Genomic DNA, 16,902 nt, shown 5'->3' on the forward strand with positions numbered 1-16,902 from the left:
GCTTTATTGCAACTCCATTTGCCCGTTTCCTGGTTCAGCTGCCTCCGAAATGGTCCCAGCCCACGACACCCAGGTCGAGCGCCCCACCATGCGCATCAACCAGGCGCAGGCCCGGCGCGGCGTCGACGGTGCCGACCCGGGTGACGGGCGTGCCGGCCTGCATGCCCGCCGCCAGCACGGCGTCGCGCGCGGTGCGCGGCGCCGTGAAGCACAATTCGTAATCGTCACCACCGGCAGCCGTGAAGCGCCGCCGCAGCGCCGGTGCCTGCTGCGCCAGCACGGGGCCGGCCGGCAGCGCGTCGACATCGAGCGTCGCGCCCACCTGCGATGCCTGCAGGATGTGGCCAAGGTCGCCCACCAGCCCGTCCGAGATATCGAGCGCCGCATGGGCGACGGGCAGGCTGGCCAGCGCCAGGCCCAGCGCCACGCGCGGCGTTGGCAGGTGCATGCGCGTGGCCGCCTGCGCGTGCAATGCCGGGTCGAGTTCGAGCTCGTTCCAGTAGCCCGCCAGCGCCAGCCGCGCGTCGCCCAGCGTGCCCGAGATCCAGATGTCGTCGCCCACCTGTGCCGCATCGCGCCGCAAGGCGTGACCCGGCGCAAGTTCGCCGAACACGGTGATGCAGATGTTCAGCGGCCCCTTGGTCGTGTCACCCCCGATCAGTTCGCACCCGTGTGCGTCGGCCAGGGCGAACAGGCCTTGCGAGAAGCCGGCGAGCCAGTCCGGGTTGGCCTCGGGCAGGGCGAGTGCCAGCGTAAAGGCGACGGGACGCGCGCCCATCGCCGCCAGGTCGGACAGGTTCACGGCCAGCGCCTTGTGGCCCAGCATGCGCGGGTCGGCGCCAGCAAAGAAATGGCGATCTTCGACCAGCATGTCCGACGAGATGGCGAGCTGGTGGCCCGGCGTGACGGCGAGCAGGGCGCAATCGTCGCCGATGCCCAGCGGTGCGCGGCCAGGCCGGTCGCGCTTGAAGTAGCGCTTGATGAGGTCGAATTCGGAGAGCATGGCCGCGATTGTACCGTGGCGCCAGTGACCGGCCAGTCCGGGCGCTTTTGCTGCAACCGCACATAAGCATGTTGAAAATACGTAGGCGCTGCCAACACCCTGTCTGATAGAATCGAAAGCCCCGTTTCGCACCAGGAAGGCCTCCCAGCATGGATTCGTCATCTGACAAAAAAGAAGAATTGCGTCAGCAACTGCGCCAAGCAGCGCTCGAATATCACCAGTTCCCACGTCCCGGCAAGATCAGCGTCACGCCCACCAAGGGCCTGCTGAACCAGCGCGACCTGGCGCTGGCGTACTCGCCCGGCGTCGCGGCGCCATGCGAAGAGATCGTCAAGGATCCGGCCAACGCCTACAAGTACACGGCGCGCGGTAACCTGGTGGCAGTCATCACCAACGGCACCGCCGTGCTTGGCCTGGGCAATATCGGCCCGCTGGCCTCCAAGCCGGTGATGGAAGGCAAGGGCGTGCTGTTCAAGAAATTTGCCGCGATCGACGTGTTCGACATCGAGATCAACGAAACCGATCCCGACAAGCTGGTCGACATCATCGCTTCGCTCGAGCCGACCTTTGGCGGGGTGAACCTCGAAGACATCAAGGCGCCCGAGTGCTTCTACATCGAGCGCAAGCTGCGCGAGCGCATGAAGATTCCGGTCTTCCACGATGACCAGCACGGCACCGCGATCATCGTCGGCGCCGCGATCCTCAATGGCCTCAAAGTCGTGGGAAAGGACATCACGTCCTGCAAACTGGTGGTGTCCGGCGCCGGCGCGGCCGCGCTGGCCTGCCTCGACCTGATCGTCGACCTGGGCTTCCCGATCGAAAACATCTTCGTGACCGATCTGGCCGGCGTGGTCTACAAAGGCCGTGTCGAACTGATGGACCCGGACAAGGAACGCTTCGCCCAGGACACGCCGCACCGCAGCCTGGCCGAAGTCATCCCGGGCGCCGACATCTTCCTGGGCCTGTCCGCTGGCGGCGTGCTCAAGAAAGAAATGGTCGCATCGATGGGCCCGAGCCCGCTGATCCTGGCGCTGGCCAACCCGAATCCGGAAATCCTGCCCGAAGACGTGAAAGCCGTGCGCAGCGACGCGATCATCGCCACCGGCCGTTCGGATTATCCGAACCAGGTCAACAACGTGCTGTGCTTCCCGTACATGTTCCGCGGCGCGCTTGATTGCGGCGCGACGACGATCACGCGCGAAATGGAAATCGCCGTGGTCCACGCGATTGCCGATCTGGCGCATGCCGAGCAGTCGGACATCGTGGCCTCGGCGTATGGCATCTCGAACCTGTCGTTCGGTCCGGAATACCTGATCCCGATGCCGTTCGACCCGCGCCTGCTGACGCATATCGCGCCGGCCGTGGCCAAGGCCGCGATGGACGGCGGCGTTGCGGCCCGTCCGATCGAGGACCTGGGCGCCTACGCTGAGAGCCTGCAGCAGTTCGTGTACCGCAGCGGCACCTTCATGAAGCCGCTGTTTACGATCGCCAAGAGCGCGCCGGATGAGCTCAAGCGCATCGTCTACGCCGAAGGCGAAGAAGAGCGCGTGCTGCGCGCCGTGCAGGTGGTGGTCGACGAGAAACTGGCGCGCCCGATCCTGGTCGGCCGCCCGGCCGTGCTGGAGCAGCGCATCGAGAAATTCGGCCTGCGCCTGAAGCTCGGCGTGCACTTCGATGTCATCAATCCCGATTTCGACGAGCGTTACCGCGATTACTGGCAGAGCTATCACCAGATGGTGATGCGCAAGGGCGTCACGCAGGACCTGGCCAAGCTGGCCATGCGCCGCCGCCACACGCTGATCGGCGCGATGATGATCCACAAGGGCGAAGCCGACGGCATGATCTGCGGCACCTATGGCACCACGCAGATGCACCTGGAATTCGTCGACCAGGTGCTGGGCAAGCGCGCCGGCGCCAAGGTGTATGCGGCGATGAACTTCGTCATCACGCCGGAACGCCAGCTGGCGATGGTCGATACCCACGTCAACGAAAACCCGAACGCCGAGCAACTGGCCGAGATTACGGTGATGGCGGCCGAAGAGATGGAACGCTTCGGGATCGTGCCGCGCGCAGCCTTGCTGTCGCACTCGAACTTTGGCAGCGCCAATTCGGAATCGGCGCAAAAGATGCGCGCCGCGCTGGCCCTCGTGCAGCAGAAAAAGCCCGACCTCGAAATCGACGGCGAGATGCATGGCGACACGGCGCTCGACGCCAAGATGCGCGCCAAGATCATGCCGAACTCGACGCTCAAGGGCGATGCCAACCTGCTCGTGATGCCGAACATCGACGCCGCGAACATTGCCTACAATCTTGTCAAGACTGCGGCCGGCAACGGTATCGCCATCGGCCCGGTGCTGCTGGGCTGCGCGCGGCCGGTGCACATCCTGACCCCGTCGGCCACCGTGCGCCGGATCGTCAACATGACGGCGCTGGCCGTCGTCGAGGCCGTCTCGCCGCGCTGAGGGTGATGGGTGAACGCGTGGATGGCCTGGCCGTCCACGCGTCGCTGTTGACACACTTTGTCTCGGGCTGTCACCGCTTTGTCGCGTGTTTGTCGCCTCGCCGGGACACACGTAACAAACCGTAAGCGCCCCGTTTGCCGCGTCATTTTCGCGTCATAATTATCCGGATAAGCGTTGTCTGAATTGCACGAAAATCTGGAGCGCGAGCCAGTCTGGCGACCTCCTCTGTTACAATCTTCGTTTGGCCGGGCGCGTTTTTCTTCACACTGCGCCTGCAAGACCAACCTCAAATCATCCATCATATGCATAACAAACGAGCCCTCATCACCGGCATCACCGGCCAGGACGGCGCCTATCTGGCGCAACTGCTTCTCGAAAAAGGCTACCACGTCACCGGCACCTATCGCCGTTCGAGCTCGGTCAATTTCTGGCGTATGGATGAGCTCGGCGTTACCACGCATCCGAACCTGTCGCTGGTCGAATATGACCTGACCGACCTGGCTTCGAGCATCCGCCTGCTGGAAACGGCGCAGCCAGGCGAGGTCTACAACCTGGCCGCGCAAAGTTTCGTCGGCGTGTCGTTCGACCAGCCGCTGGCCACCGCATCGATCACCGGTCTGGGCGCGGTCCACCTGCTCGAGGCGATCCGCATCGTCAACCCGAAGATCCGCTTCTACCAGGCGTCGACGTCGGAAATGTTCGGCAAGGTGCAGGCGATCCCGCAGATCGAAGAAACCCCGTTCTACCCGCGCAGCCCGTACGGCGTGGCCAAGCTGTACGCGCACTGGATGACGATCAATTACCGCGAGTCGTATGACATCTTCGGTTCGTCGGGCATCCTGTTCAACCACGAGTCGCCACTGCGCGGCCGTGAGTTCGTCACGCGCAAGATCACCGATACCGTCGCCAAGATCAAGCTGGGCAAGCTGGACGTGCTCGAGTTGGGCAATATGGATGCCAAGCGCGACTGGGGTTTTGCCAAGGAATACGTCGAAGGCATGTGGCGCATGCTGCAGGCCGACAAGCCTGACACCTACGTGCTGGCAACCAACCGCACCGAGACCGTGCGCGATTTCGTCAGCATGGCTTTCAAGGCCGTCGACGTGACGCTCGACTGGAGCGGCAGCGGCGACAACGAAGTGGCCCATTGCACCGCCAGCGGCAAGCAACTGGTGCGCGTCTCGCCGAAGTTCTACCGTCCGGCCGAAGTCGAGCTGCTCATTGGCGATCCGGCCAAGGCCAGGCGCGAGCTGGGTTGGGAGCCGAAGACCACGCTCGAAGAGCTGTGCCAGATGATGGTCGATGCCGACCTGCGTCGCAACGAACTGGGCTTCTCGTTCTGATATGACGCGCCTGGCCACGGACGACACCCTGCTGCGTGAAGGGGAAGGGCGGCGCGCCCTGATCACGGGCCTGCGCGGCTTTACCGGGTATTACCTGGCGCAGGAACTGACGGCCGCCGGCTACCGCGTGTTCGGCACCGTGATGCCGGGTGAAGAGATCGGCCCCGACATGTTTGGGGTGGATCTGTGCGACCGCGATGCGGTTGCCGCCATGGTCGCCGAGGTGCAGCCCGATGTCGTGGCGCACCTGGCCGGCATTGCGTTTGTCGGCCATGCCAACGTCGAAGCCATCTACCGCGTCAATGTGGTGGGCACGCGCAATCTGCTCGAGGCGCTGGCTGCGGGCAGTCACCGGCCAGGCAGCGTGCTGCTGGCTTCGTCGGCCAACATCTACGGCAATGCCAGCGTCCCCGTCATCGATGAAGACGTGACGCCGGCACCGGCCAACGATTACGCGGTGAGCAAGCTGGCCATGGAATACATGGCGCGCCTGTGGATGGACAAGTTGCCGATCACGATCGTGCGACCGTTCAACTACACCGGCGTGGGGCAGGCGGATAATTTCCTGCTGCCGAAAATCGTTTCGCATTTCCGTCGCCACGAGGCGCGCATCGAACTGGGCAATCTTGCCATCGCGCGCGATTTCTCCGATGTGCGCATGGTGGCACGTGCCTACCGTCGCATCCTGGCGGCAGCGCCGGCCGGCGAAGCGTTCAATGTCTGCTCGGGCACGCCGCACTCGCTGTCGAACGTGATCGAGATGATGGGCGAGATCGCCGGCTACCGCATCGATGTGCAGGTCAACCCGGCCTTCGTGCGCGCGAACGACGTGCTGCAACTGACTGGCAGCAACCGCAAGCTGACTGCCGTGGTGGGCGACCTGGCCCCGACGCCGCTGTACGAGACCTTGCGCTGGATGTACCTGGCGTGAATGCCGCAGCGATCAACGTCGGCCTCGGGACGACCATGATCGAACCGGGCCTGACGGGCGGCCGCCTCGATGGCATCGGCGTCTACACCAATGCCTTGCTGCGCCACCTGCCAGCCACCGGCTGCGCGGTCACGCCGTGGTCCTGGCCGCGTGCGCGCAGTGGTGCTGCCGGCATTAGTGTCGGCCAGGCCTTTCCCTATTCGTTTGAAGCGGCCACGCTGCTCGACCTGGTCACGCCGACCGCGCACCGCGTGCACATGCCGCTCGACGTGTTCCATGTGACCGATTACCGCGTGGTGCGCATGGATTGCCCGGTCGTGGCCAGCCTGCACGACGCGCTGCCGATCAAGCACCCGGAGTGGTGCAACCCGCGCTTGCGCGCGCTGAAAAACCAGCTGCAGGCGAGGGCGGCGCGCAAGGCCGACCACGTGATCGCGCTGTCGCACTTTGCCATTCCCGAGCTGGTCGAGTGCTTCGGCATCGACGAGCGGCGCGTGACGGTGGTGCCGTGCGGCGTCGATGAAAGCTGGCTCACGCCGCCCGCGCCGGAGGCCACGCGCGCCACGCTCGCGACCTACCAGCTGCAGGCGGGTTATTTCCTGTTCGTGGGCACGCTGCAGCCGCGCAAGAACGTCGAGCGCTTGCTGGCCGCCTGGCTGATGCTGCCGGCGGCCGTGCGCGCCGAACGCGCGCTGGTGATCGTCGGCGCGCCCGGCAGCCGCAGCGAGGCGCTGGTGGCCAGCATGGGGGCGGCGCGCGCGGCGGGTGAAAACCTCGTCTGGCTCGATCGCCTGACCGACCAGGAACAATTGCGTCACCTGTATGCCGGCGCCGGCGTATTCGTCTTTCCCTCGCTGTACGAAGGCTACGGGATCCCGGTGCTCGAAGCGTTTGCCTCGAACGTGCCGGTGGTGGCGTCCAACACGACCTCGCTGCCCGAAGTGGCGGGCGATGCCGCCTTGCTGGTCGACCCGTTGTCGGCGGGAGAACTGGCCGAGGCCATGCGCACGCTGGCACAAGACAGTGTTGCGCGCACGCGCTGTATCGCCGCCGGGCGTGCACGTGCCGAACAACTGACATGGCAAAACACCGCACGCCTGACGGCAAACGTGTACCGAGCCGTACTTTCGCAGTAAGCTGAGTTGATTATGCGCGTCCTCCATTTTTACAAGACCTACCACCCGGATTCAGTGGGCGGCGTCGAACAGGTGATCCGGCAGATGGCCGTGGGCACCGGGCGCCTTGGCGTGACCAATACCGTGCTGTCGCTGTCGCGCCACCAGAACCTCGCGCCGTTCGAGTTCGAAGGTCACATGGTGCACCGGGTCCCTCTCAATGCCGAGATCGCGTCCAACGCCATCTCGGTCCAGTCGATCGGCGCGCTGGCGCGCCTGGCGCGTGACGTCGACGTCGTGCACTACCACTTCCCGTGGCCGTTCATGGACCTGGCGCACTTCATGGCGCGCGTGAACAAGCCGACGGTGGTCACGTACCACTCCGACATCGTGCGCCAGCGCCACTTGCTGCGCCTGTACCAGCCGCTCAAGCACCGCTTCCTGCGCAGCGTCGACGCCATCGTTGCGACCTCGCCCAATTACCTGGGCTCGTCGACCGTGCTGGCGCGCTATCCGGGCAAGACCAGCGTGATCCCGTTCGGCCTGGACCGCACCACCTACCCGCAGCCCGATCCCGACCGCCTGGCGCACTGGCGCGAGCGGGTTGGTCCGAAGTTCTTCCTGTTCGTGGGCGTGCTGCGCTATTACAAGGGCCTGCACATCCTGCTCGAGGCGGCGGCCGGCACCGATTACCCGGTCGTCATCGTTGGCGCCGGGCCGATCGAGCAGGAGCTCAAGGAACAAGCCGCGCGCCTGGGCCTGAAGAACGTCATGTTCGTCGGCGCGATCGACGAACCCGACAAGGCTGCGCTGCTGACGCTGTGCTACGCGGTATCGTTCCCGTCGCACCTGCGCTCGGAAGCCTTCGGCATTTCGCTGCTCGAAGGCGCGATGTACGGCAAGCCCATGATCTCGAGCGAAATCGGCACTGGCACCACGTACATCAACATCGATGGCGACACGGGCCTGGTGGTCCCGCCATCGGACGCGCTGGCACTGCGCGCCGCAATGCGCACGCTGTGGGACAACCCCGAACTGGCACGCACGATGGGCCGCCGCGCCGCCGCACGCTTCGAGGAGCTGTTCACCTCCGAGCAAATGGCCGCGAACTACACCGCCCTCTACCACGACCTGGTAGCCCGCCGCGCCACCGGCTCAAGCACTACAGCGCTCGAGCAAACCAGCGCAGTTTTGCCGCAGACGAAAGTCTGAGACACCGCATCACCAGCGATCGGCAACGCCGATCGCATCCCCAATCACGGTCAGCAACGCAATTTCATTCTCAAAAGCTCTTGAAAAACAATTAGGGTCAGAGTCGAATTGTTTGACAACTTTGAGGAATTGCCCAATAAATCGACTCTGACCCTCATTAATTTTTGCCAGTTTGGCGGTTTATTTAAAGCTCTCGAGAAATTCAATTACAGCCGGCATCAGAAACCCCGCGCACCGTCGAAAAAGCCCCCAAAATAATTAGGGTCAGAGTCGAATTGTTTGGCAACTTTGGATAATTGCCCAACAATTCTACTCTGACCCTCATTGGGTTTTGGGGTCAGGTGGTTTCGGCCCAGCGGGTGCGGATGTCGCGGATGGCGGGCAGGCGGGCGGCGAAGAGGTCGACCAGCTGGGGGTCGAAGTGGCGGCCTTTCTGGTCGTGCAGGAAGGCGATGGCGTCGTCTTCGGTCCAGGCTTTCTTGTAGGGGCGCACCGAGGTCAGCGCGTCGAAGACGTCGGCGATGGCCACGATGCGGCCCACCAGCGGAATCGCTTCGCCGGCCAGGCCGTTCGGGTAGCCGCTGCCATCGTATTTTTCGTGGTGGGTGAGCGCGATATTGCGTGCCAGCGCCAGCATGCCGCTGGCGTGTTCGCCGATGATCTCGGCGCCGATCGTCACGTGGCTCTGCATGATCTTCCATTCGTCGGGGTCGAGCGGTCCCGGTTTTTGCAGGATGCGATCCGGGATGCCGATCTTGCCCACGTCGTGCATCGGCGCCGCGTGCAGCAGGTCGTCCGCTTCCAGCTCGTTCATCCCGGCCGCGATGCCCAGGACGCGCGAAAAATGGCTCATGCGGATCACGTGCAGGCCGGTCTCGTTGTCCTTGTATTCGGCGGCCAGGCCCAGGCGCTGGACGATCTCCAGGCGGCTCGCGCGCAGCGTTTCCATGCGTACCAGCGACAGGTGGGTGCGCACGCGCGCGCGCACCACCGGCGGGCTGACCGGCTTGGTGATGTAGTCGACGGCGCCCGCCTCGAACCCTTCGATCTCGTCGGCAGTCTCGGTCAGGGCGGTCACGAAAATCACGGGCACCGAGGCCGTGGCCGGATGGGCCTTCAGCGCCGCGCACACTTCGTAGCCCGACATCCCGGGCATCATCACGTCCAGCAGCACCAGATCGGGCTGCTCCTGGCGCGCCAGTTCCAGCGCGCGGGCGCCGTCCTTGGCAAACAGCAGGCGGTAGTGGTCCTGCAGGATCTGGCGCAGCAGCTGCAGGTTGCTGGCTTCATCGTCGACAGCCAGGATCAGCGGCCGGTTGTTCGGTTGGTTCATACGGAAGGATCGTTGGTGGCGTCGCCAGGCGCGCCGTCAGAGGGTTCGTCCCCGAGGATGGCCATCACGGCCTCCAGGTGATCGAGGGCGAGATCGAAATCGAAATCGGCAATGGCCGACTGCGCCTGGACCACGCGGGTGATGACCGGATGGGCGGCCAGCGCCACGGCCAGGCTGGTCATGGCCCCGTCGTTCAGGGCGCCGCGGCGCAGCGCTTCGAGCAGCACGCCGCCGGCGCGCCGTGCGCGTGCCAGGTCGACCGTGGCGCCGGACGCCGCCAGGGCCGGTGCAGCGTCGGCGTTGCCGATCGCGGCCAGCGCCGCTTCGAGCGCCTGCGTTGCCACGCCCAGCGCAGCCGCCGCGTGCCGTTCGTCGGTCGGTACCGCGTTGGTCGCCTGCTCCAGCGTGGCCAGTGCATCGGACAAGCGTTCCAGGCCGACGTTGGCAGCGGCCCCGCGCACCTTGTGCGCGAGCATGCGCAGCTGCACGTGCTCGCCGCCGGCAGCATGCAGGCGCATCGCGCCATCCAGCTGCGCGTACTGGCGGCGGAAGTGTTCGAGTGCCTCGGTATAGGCATCTTCACGGTTGCTCCAGCGATGCAGGCCGGCGCGCCGGTTGAGCACTTCGCGCGGCGCCGTCGAGACGGCCGCCGCCTCCGCCGCCACGCCGCCTTCCAGGCCAAGCACGCGCGCGATCTCGTGCGACAGCGCAAACCAGTCGACCGGTTTGCTGGCAAAGCCGTCCATGCCGGCGTCCACGCTGGCCTGGCGGTGCTCGGCCAGCACACTGGCGGTCATCGCAATCACCGGCAGGCGCGCGGTGCCATGGCGCGCCTCGTGCTCGCGGATGGCGCGGGTCGCGTCCAGACCGTCCATCACCGGCATCTGGAAGTCCATCAGCGCCACGTCGTAGTCGCCGCTGGTGGCCAGTTCGACGATCGCGCCGCCGTCGCGCGCGGCCGTCATCGTATGGCCGCGGCGCGTCATCAACAGCTGCATCAGTTCGAGGTTCTGCGGCACGTCGTCGGCCACCAGCACGCGCAGCGGCGGCAGCACGGCCGCGCTGCGCACGCGTGGCGCCTGGTTGCCAAAGCGCGCCAGGATGAGCGGTACGCGCACGTGGAACGTCGCGCCCTGGCCCGGCGTGCTCTCGGCCCAGATCCGCCCGCCCATCAGCTCGACGAGCTGCTTGCTGATCGTGGTGCCCAGCCCCGTGCCGCCGAAGCGGCGCGTCATCGAGGCGTCGGCCTGGGTGAACGGATCGAAGATCGCGGCCAGGCGGTCGGGCGCAATGCCGATGCCGGTGTCGATCACGGCGATGCACAGCTGGTCGACATCGGCGCCCACGGTCAAGGTCACGCCGCCGGTGGCGGTGAACTTGATCGCGTTATCGAGCAGGTTGGTGAGCACCTGGCGCATGCGCAGCTCGTCGCCGCGCAGGCCGGTGGGCAGCGCCGGATCGTACTGGATGTCCAGGTGCAGGCCCTTGGCGCGCGCATTGGCTGCCAGCGTCGACGACAGTTCATCGATCAGCGACAGCAGGTTGTAGTCGTTCTGTTCGAGTTCGACGGCGCCTTTTTCGAGCTTGGCCGTGTCGAGGATTTCATTGAGCAGCCGGAGCAGGGCGCGGCCGGCGCTGCGTACGGTGTCCAGATGGTGGCGCTGTTCGGCATCGAGTTCGCCGTCGAGCAGCACGTCGGTAAAGCCGAGGATCGAATTCATCGGCGTGCGGATCTCGTGGCTCATATTGGCCACGAAGGTGGCGCGGGCAGCCGCGGCCTGCTCGGCCTTCTCCTTGGCGCAGCGCAGCGCTTCTTCCATTTCGCGCCGCTCGGTGATGTCGAGGATGACGCCATCCAGGTACTGGACGTTGCCTGCCTCGTCATGCACGCCGTTGCCGTTTTCCCAGAGCCAGCGCACGCTGCCATCGGCGTGCAGCAGCCGGTATTCAACCAGGTATGGCCGGTCTTCGCGCATCGCCGCGCTGGTTTCCTTGCCCACCCGCAGGCGGTCTTCGGCATGGATCATCGCGCCGAACACGCGGCGCGGCGGGCTGCCCAGGAAGTCGCGCGCCGGATAACCGGTCACGCGTTCGACCGCATCGCTGATGAAGATCATCGGCCAGTCGTCGTTGATCGCGCTGCGGTACGAGATGCCGGGGATATTGCCGATCAGGGAGCGGAACTGCTGCTCGCTGGCCTGTAGCGCGCTTTCCATCGCACGCCGCTCGCTGATGTCGGTGACGAAGCAGACAAACAGGTCCTGCTGGTCCAGGCGTGCGTGGCCGATCGCGCCGCGGATCGGGACTTCGTGGCCATCCTTGTGCAGGCACCAGGTCTCGGTGCTGGTCTTGATGCCATCGAGACTGCCACGCGCCAGTACGGTCAGCACATTGAAGTCGGCGGCGCGACCGCGCTCGGTCAGCAGCAGCCCGATGCTGCGCCCGACGATTTCGTCGCGGCCCCAGCCGAAAATGCGCTCGGCCGAGGCATTGAATTCAGTGATGATGCCGTCGCGCCCGACCGTGATCACGCCGTCGATCGTGGTGGTGAGCAGGGCGCGCATCCAGGCTTCGCTGCGCGACAGGTCCTGGAACATCTGGCGATAGCGCAGCAGGCCATTCACGCCCAGCACGGCCGCCGACAGCGCCACCGTGGTCACGGTGATCGACAGCGCCAGGAAGCCGCTGCTGGCACTGCCCGCGCCGCCCGGATCGACCGTGCCCGAGAAGCGCGCAGCCGCCATGCCGGTGTAGTGCATGCCGGCGATCGCGCAGCCCATCACGCAGGCCGACAGCAGCAGACGGCGCGATTCGGACACCGACTGGAAGCGCGACAGGCCATGGCGCACGCCCAGGGCCAGCGTGGACAGGATCACGGCCACCAGGATCGAGACCGCGAACGTGAACGGATCGTAGTGCAGCGACAGGCGCATGCGCATGCCGTCCATGCCGGCATAGTGCATCGCACCGATGCCGGCGCCCACCAGCACGCCGCCCACCAGCAAATGGGACAGGCGCAGTTCGGGACGCGAGATCAGGCTGAGCGCCACCCACGAGGCACCGATGCTTGGCAGCGCCGACAGCAGCGTCGTCCAATGGTCGTAATGCACTGGCGTGCACAAATCAAAGGCAAGCATGCCGATGAAGTGCATCGACCAGACCCCGGCGCCGAGCGCCAGGCTGCCCGTGCCGAGCGCGATGGCGCGGTGCGACGGATGGGCGCTGGCCTGGCCCGTAACCTGCAACCCCATCCACGACGAGAAGATCGCCACCAGCAGCGACAGCCCCACCAGCGTGGGGTCGTAGATCCCGTAGGTGAGCAGGGATGGGTCTTCAGGGACGGCGAACGAAGGCAGCATAGCGGGCTTAAGGTTGTTGTGAAGTAAATAAAACTTCCACATGGCACTAACCTAAAGTATCGCATTTTCTGAATTTGACGTGTCGTTGCACACGAGAAAGTTGGACGAATTGTTGTGTTTTGTAGCGTCGTCGCGACCACGCAAGGCTGTTCATTGCGTAAAAATCATGCTCGCTGGTATGCTGGAGACATAAAGAGCGACTTTCGTCTTCCCCGCGCCCCGCGCTGGCGGGCGGCCATCCCAAGAGAACCACATGCGATTTTTGCAACTCTGCATCGGCGTTGTCATCCTGGTAGGCAGCCCGGCGGTATTGGCGTCGGGGGCCCCGCCGCCCGCGCCCTACCTGTCGATCACCACCGAGAGTTCTCCACCGTCGAGCATGCTCGAAGACGGGCGCGTGGTCGGCATTGCCACCGACAAGATCCGGGTTGTCATGGAACGGGCCGGCGTCACCCACGACATCACGCTGCTGCCCTGGAAACGCGCCTACGCGGCCGCACTGCAGCAGGCCAACGGCTGCGTGTACTCCGCCACCCGCACGCCCGAACGGGAAGCACTGTTCAAGTGGATCGGGCCGACCGACGTGGCGCAGTGGGTGCTGATGGGCCGCATCGACCGGGCCTGGCCCATCGCCAGCCTGGAAGACGCGCGCGGCCTGCGCATCGGCACCTACGCCGGCGACGCCCGCGACAGCTATCTGCGTAGCCGGGGCCATGTCGTCGACACATCGCCCCACGACATGCTCAATCCGCCCAAGCTCCTGCAGGGCCGCATTGATTTGTGGGCCGCCAGCTGGCGCGCGGGCAGCGATGTGCTGGCGAAGAATGGCTGGGACAAGCAGATCGTGCCGGTGTTCGTGTTCAACCAGGTCGCCGTCTACCTGGCCTGCAATCCGGCCGTTCCCGATGCACTGGTCAAGCGCCTGAATGTCGCGTTCGAAGCGATCGAGCGCGACGGTACGGCACGCGCCATCGAGCGGCGTTACGAGCGGCGTGCTACATCACGCTGACCGCGCCAGGTGCGTCATGGCATGCATGTGACAGCTCAAGGCGCGCGCGAACGCGTGGTCGCAATATCGGCATCGCGGCGCGCTGGATTTGCCCGAACGGCAAACCTTTGCGCGCCGTACGCTCGATACCGAAGACCATGAATCTGCAGAGACGACCCGGCCGCATGCCGCTGCTGCTGGAGCGCAGCTTGCACACATGCTAAGCTGCCCCATTCTGCAAAAAAGGTGAGTTCATGAGCGCGTTGGTGAGGACAGGGATTGTAGGGCTGGACGAGATCCTGCACGGCGGTATCCCACGCAATAACAACCTGCTCGTCGAAGGGCCGCCCGGTGCGGGCAAGACGACGCTGGGACTGGGCTTCATCTACCGCGGCGCCGTCGATTTCGACGAGCCGGGCGCCATCGTCTCGTTCGAGCTCGACCCGGCCAAGCTGCTGCGCGACGCCGCCGGCTTCGACTGGGACCTGCAGGGCATGATCGACCAGGGCAAGATCAAGATCATCCAGACCAGCCCGGCTGTGCTGATGAGCGAATTTCGCAGCAGCGACGGTGCATTCTCGGCCGCGCTGCTGGCGATGGGCGCCAAGCGCCTGCTGATCGACGGCCTGACGCCACTGCGCCTGTACGCCGAAGGCAACGACATCCCGTTCCGCGAAGACGTGCACCTGCTGATCGAGGGCCTCACGCGCCTGGGCGTGACGACGATGGTCACGGCCGAGAAGGACGCGTCGCTCGGCGGCGTGCTGGCGCATGAACGCTTCGTGTTCGACACCATCATCTCGCTGACGCTCGAAGAAGCGCGCCGCCGCGTGCATCGCCGCCTGACGGTGGCCAAGTCGCGCGGCCAGGATTTCATCGGCGGCAGCCACACCATGCGCATCGAGGCGCACCAGGGCGTGCACGTGTACCGCCGCGCCCAGTCGCGCCCGGTCATGTCGCCCGACCAGCCGACCTCGGAAGAGCGCCTGTCGACCGGCTCGGCCGCGATCGACAAGATGATGGACGGCGGCATCTACAAGGGCTCGGTGACACTGGTCAGCGGCATTTCCGGCACCGGCAAGACGGTGCTGAGCGTGCAGTTCCTGAGCGACGCCATCAAGAATGGCCACAAGGCGCTGCTGGTCAGCCTGGATGAACACGCGCGCCAGCTGATGCGCAACGCCAAGCCCCTCGGCTTCGACCTGCAGGCACTGGTCGATGCGGGCGATCTGTTCATCCATTATGAGTCGCCGCTTGAACTCGAACTGGACGTGCACTTCGACCGCATCATCAAGCTGGTGGAAAAGGAAGGCATCGACTGCGTCGTGTTCGATTCGATCGCCGTGTACGAAATGACCAGCCGCAGCGAAGTGGCTGATTACCTGTACGCGCTGGCGAGCTTCTTCAAGAACCGGCTGGCCACGACGCTGTTCAACTATGAAAGCCCGGAACTGCTGGGCGTGTCGCAGATCAGCGAAGAGCTCAAGGGTTCGCACCTGGTCGACAACATCATCCTGCTCAATTACGTCGAAATCTCCACGGTGCTGCGCCGCGCGCTGGCGGTGCCGAAAGTGCGCGGCAGCCGCAACCTGCAAGTGACGCGCGAATACACGATCGGCGTGGGCGGCCTGAGCCTGCTGGACGAAAGCGACAACAATACCCAGGCCGTACCGCAATTGCCGTTCTCGTCGTATTACGGCCTGCTGTCGCGGTCCCCATCGCGCCAGAGTCCGATGATCGAGGAAGCCGTCGCCAATGGCGAGCCTTTGCCCGAGTCGACGCACCAGCCGGCCGAAACCAACCGGTGATCACCGTCGACCTGCCCGACAAGCCGCCCATCGACTGGGACGACTGGCGCGCGCCGCTGCGCCAGTACACCGAGGCGACCGGGCTGGTGACGTCGGTCTACGACACGGCCGGCGTGCGCCGCATCGGGCCGCTGACCGGCTCGCGCATGTCGACCTTCCTCGCGGAGCAGTCGACGCTGTGGGCCGAGGACGGCCCCGGCACGGCGCTCGAGCGCAGCCTGGCGCGTGACGTCTGCCAGCAGGGCACGCCAGCGGCCAGCGAATTCAGCGAAGGCTTCTGCGTGCGCGCGCTGCCACTGCTCTTGCATGGCAATGTGTATGGCGTGCTGGTATTCGGCTGGCGCTTTGCCGATTTCAGCTCGCCCCTGGCCTGCGAGCGCATCGGCCGGCAGATCGGCGTGTCGGGCCACCTGCTGTGGAGCGAGGTGCGACTCGATTCGCCAGTCTCGGCGCAGCGCATGGCCACCTACGAAACCCTGCTGCGCACGCTCTCAAGCACGCTCGACCGGCAGCGCGAAACCATCGACGACCTGACGCGTGTGAACCGCACGCGCGAGCTGTTCCTGGCCACCGTCTCGCACGAGATGCGCACGCCGCTGTCGGCGCTGTCGATGCGCATCGAGCTGATGCTGCGCACGATTCCCGACCTGCCAGAGAAAGCCGTCAGCGGCCTGGAATCGATGCGCGTGCACGTGCGCCAGGAAGCCGGCATGGTCGACGACCTGATCGACGCGGCGCGCACGCTGACCGGGCAGATGTCCATCGTGCGCAAGCCGATCGTGCTGGGGCAGGTGCTGCGCGAAGCCATCGCCACGGTGGAACCGCATGCGCACGCCAAGCAGATCCTGATGCAGGTAACGCCTGCCGATTACGGCGCGGACATCCGCTTCGAGGCCGACGGGCAGCGGCTGCAGCAGGTGTGCTGGAATTTGCTGTTCAATGCGGTAAAGTTCACGCCGGTGGGCGGGGTGATTCGCATTGGTATCCGCCGCAGTGGGGGATGGGTCGAGATCGATATCGCCGATTCGGGGCAGGGCATTGAGGCGGACGATCTGCCGCATGTGTTTGGGGCGTTCAAGCTGCAGCAGCATGACAATGCGACCGGGCTGGGACTGGGGCTGTATATCGCGCGGCGGATTGTGGAGCTGCATGAGGGGACGCTCAGTGTCAGCAGTGAAGGGCGGGGGAGGGGGGCGACGTTTGCGATTCGGTTGCCGGTGGCCGGAGTTGGGGTGGCGGCGCCTGGTGATGCTGAGCGTGAGTAGCAACCAAGCCACGCTGCCTGGGAAGATTGCGGTTTTTTACCGTAACACGCCGTCTGCTTGCCCAGAGTTTGGTGTGTTGCGTC

General features: G+C 65.3%; 11 protein-coding genes. 8 read left to right on the top strand and 3 right to left on the bottom strand.

The window, feature by feature from the left end:
• Positions 1 to 34 precede the first annotated feature (34 nt).
• The gene (gene thiL, locus AC56LN_RS00885) at positions 35 to 1,003 is read right to left on the bottom strand and encodes a thiamine-phosphate kinase (RefSeq protein ID WP_499569460.1); all 969 of its coding nucleotides are present in this window, start codon (positions 1,001 to 1,003) and stop codon (positions 35 to 37) included.
• Positions 1,004 to 1,152: 149 nt separating this feature from the next.
• On the opposite strand from thiL, the gene AC56LN_RS00890 reads away from it, so the two are divergent.
• The 5 genes from AC56LN_RS00890 to AC56LN_RS00910 all read left to right on the top strand — a co-directional run bounded on the left by AC56LN_RS00890 (position 1,153) and on the right by AC56LN_RS00910 (position 8,066).
• Positions 1,153 to 3,465, top strand: a complete 2,313-nt coding sequence (locus AC56LN_RS00890) for an NADP-dependent malic enzyme (RefSeq protein ID WP_482896344.1) — start codon at positions 1,153 to 1,155, stop codon at positions 3,463 to 3,465.
• Positions 3,466 to 3,767: 302 nt separating this feature from the next.
• Positions 3,768 to 4,808: a GDP-mannose 4,6-dehydratase gene (gene gmd, locus AC56LN_RS00895; RefSeq protein ID WP_499569461.1), complete on the top strand. Its 1,041-nt coding sequence runs from the start codon at positions 3,768 to 3,770 to the stop codon at positions 4,806 to 4,808.
• Between the two features lies 1 nt (position 4,809).
• Entirely contained in the window at positions 4,810 to 5,739 is a 930-nt protein-coding gene (locus AC56LN_RS00900; protein WP_499569462.1) for an NAD-dependent epimerase/dehydratase family protein, read from the top strand.
• Positions 5,736 to 6,875, top strand: coding sequence for a glycosyltransferase family 4 protein (locus tag AC56LN_RS00905; RefSeq protein WP_499569463.1), 1,140 nt, complete (start codon positions 5,736 to 5,738; stop codon positions 6,873 to 6,875). The genes AC56LN_RS00900 and AC56LN_RS00905 overlap by 4 nt, the downstream gene beginning before the upstream one ends.
• 12 nt (positions 6,876 to 6,887) lie before the next feature.
• Entirely contained in the window at positions 6,888 to 8,066 is a 1,179-nt protein-coding gene (locus tag AC56LN_RS00910; RefSeq protein ID WP_499569465.1) for a glycosyltransferase family 4 protein, read from the top strand.
• A 337-nt stretch (positions 8,067 to 8,403) separates the two neighbouring features.
• Here AC56LN_RS00910 and AC56LN_RS00915 read toward each other — a convergent pair whose 3' ends face one another.
• The gene (locus AC56LN_RS00915; RefSeq protein ID WP_499569466.1) at positions 8,404 to 9,399 is read right to left on the bottom strand and encodes a response regulator; all 996 of its coding nucleotides are present in this window, start codon (positions 9,397 to 9,399) and stop codon (positions 8,404 to 8,406) included.
• Positions 9,396 to 12,758, bottom strand: coding sequence for an MHYT domain-containing protein (locus AC56LN_RS00920; RefSeq protein ID WP_499569467.1), 3,363 nt, complete (start codon positions 12,756 to 12,758; stop codon positions 9,396 to 9,398). The genes AC56LN_RS00915 and AC56LN_RS00920 overlap by 4 nt, the downstream gene beginning before the upstream one ends.
• 253 nt (positions 12,759 to 13,011) lie before the next feature.
• Between AC56LN_RS00920 and AC56LN_RS00925 the strand changes: the two genes are divergently transcribed.
• The 3 genes from AC56LN_RS00925 to AC56LN_RS00935 all read left to right on the top strand — a co-directional run bounded on the left by AC56LN_RS00925 (position 13,012) and on the right by AC56LN_RS00935 (position 16,819).
• Positions 13,012 to 13,767: a substrate-binding periplasmic protein gene (locus AC56LN_RS00925; protein ID WP_499569469.1), complete on the top strand. Its 756-nt coding sequence runs from the start codon at positions 13,012 to 13,014 to the stop codon at positions 13,765 to 13,767.
• A 233-nt stretch (positions 13,768 to 14,000) separates the two neighbouring features.
• Positions 14,001 to 15,554 carry an ATPase domain-containing protein gene (locus AC56LN_RS00930; RefSeq protein WP_499569470.1) on the top strand — a complete coding sequence of 518 codons (1,554 nt, stop codon included), beginning with the start codon at positions 14,001 to 14,003 and terminating at the stop codon, positions 15,552 to 15,554.
• Entirely contained in the window at positions 15,551 to 16,819 is a 1,269-nt protein-coding gene (locus AC56LN_RS00935; RefSeq protein ID WP_499569471.1) for a sensor histidine kinase, read from the top strand. The genes AC56LN_RS00930 and AC56LN_RS00935 overlap by 4 nt, the downstream gene beginning before the upstream one ends.
• Positions 16,820 to 16,902 lie beyond the last annotated feature (83 nt).

This window comes from Telluria sp. ZT3P26, from assembly GCF_059686035.1.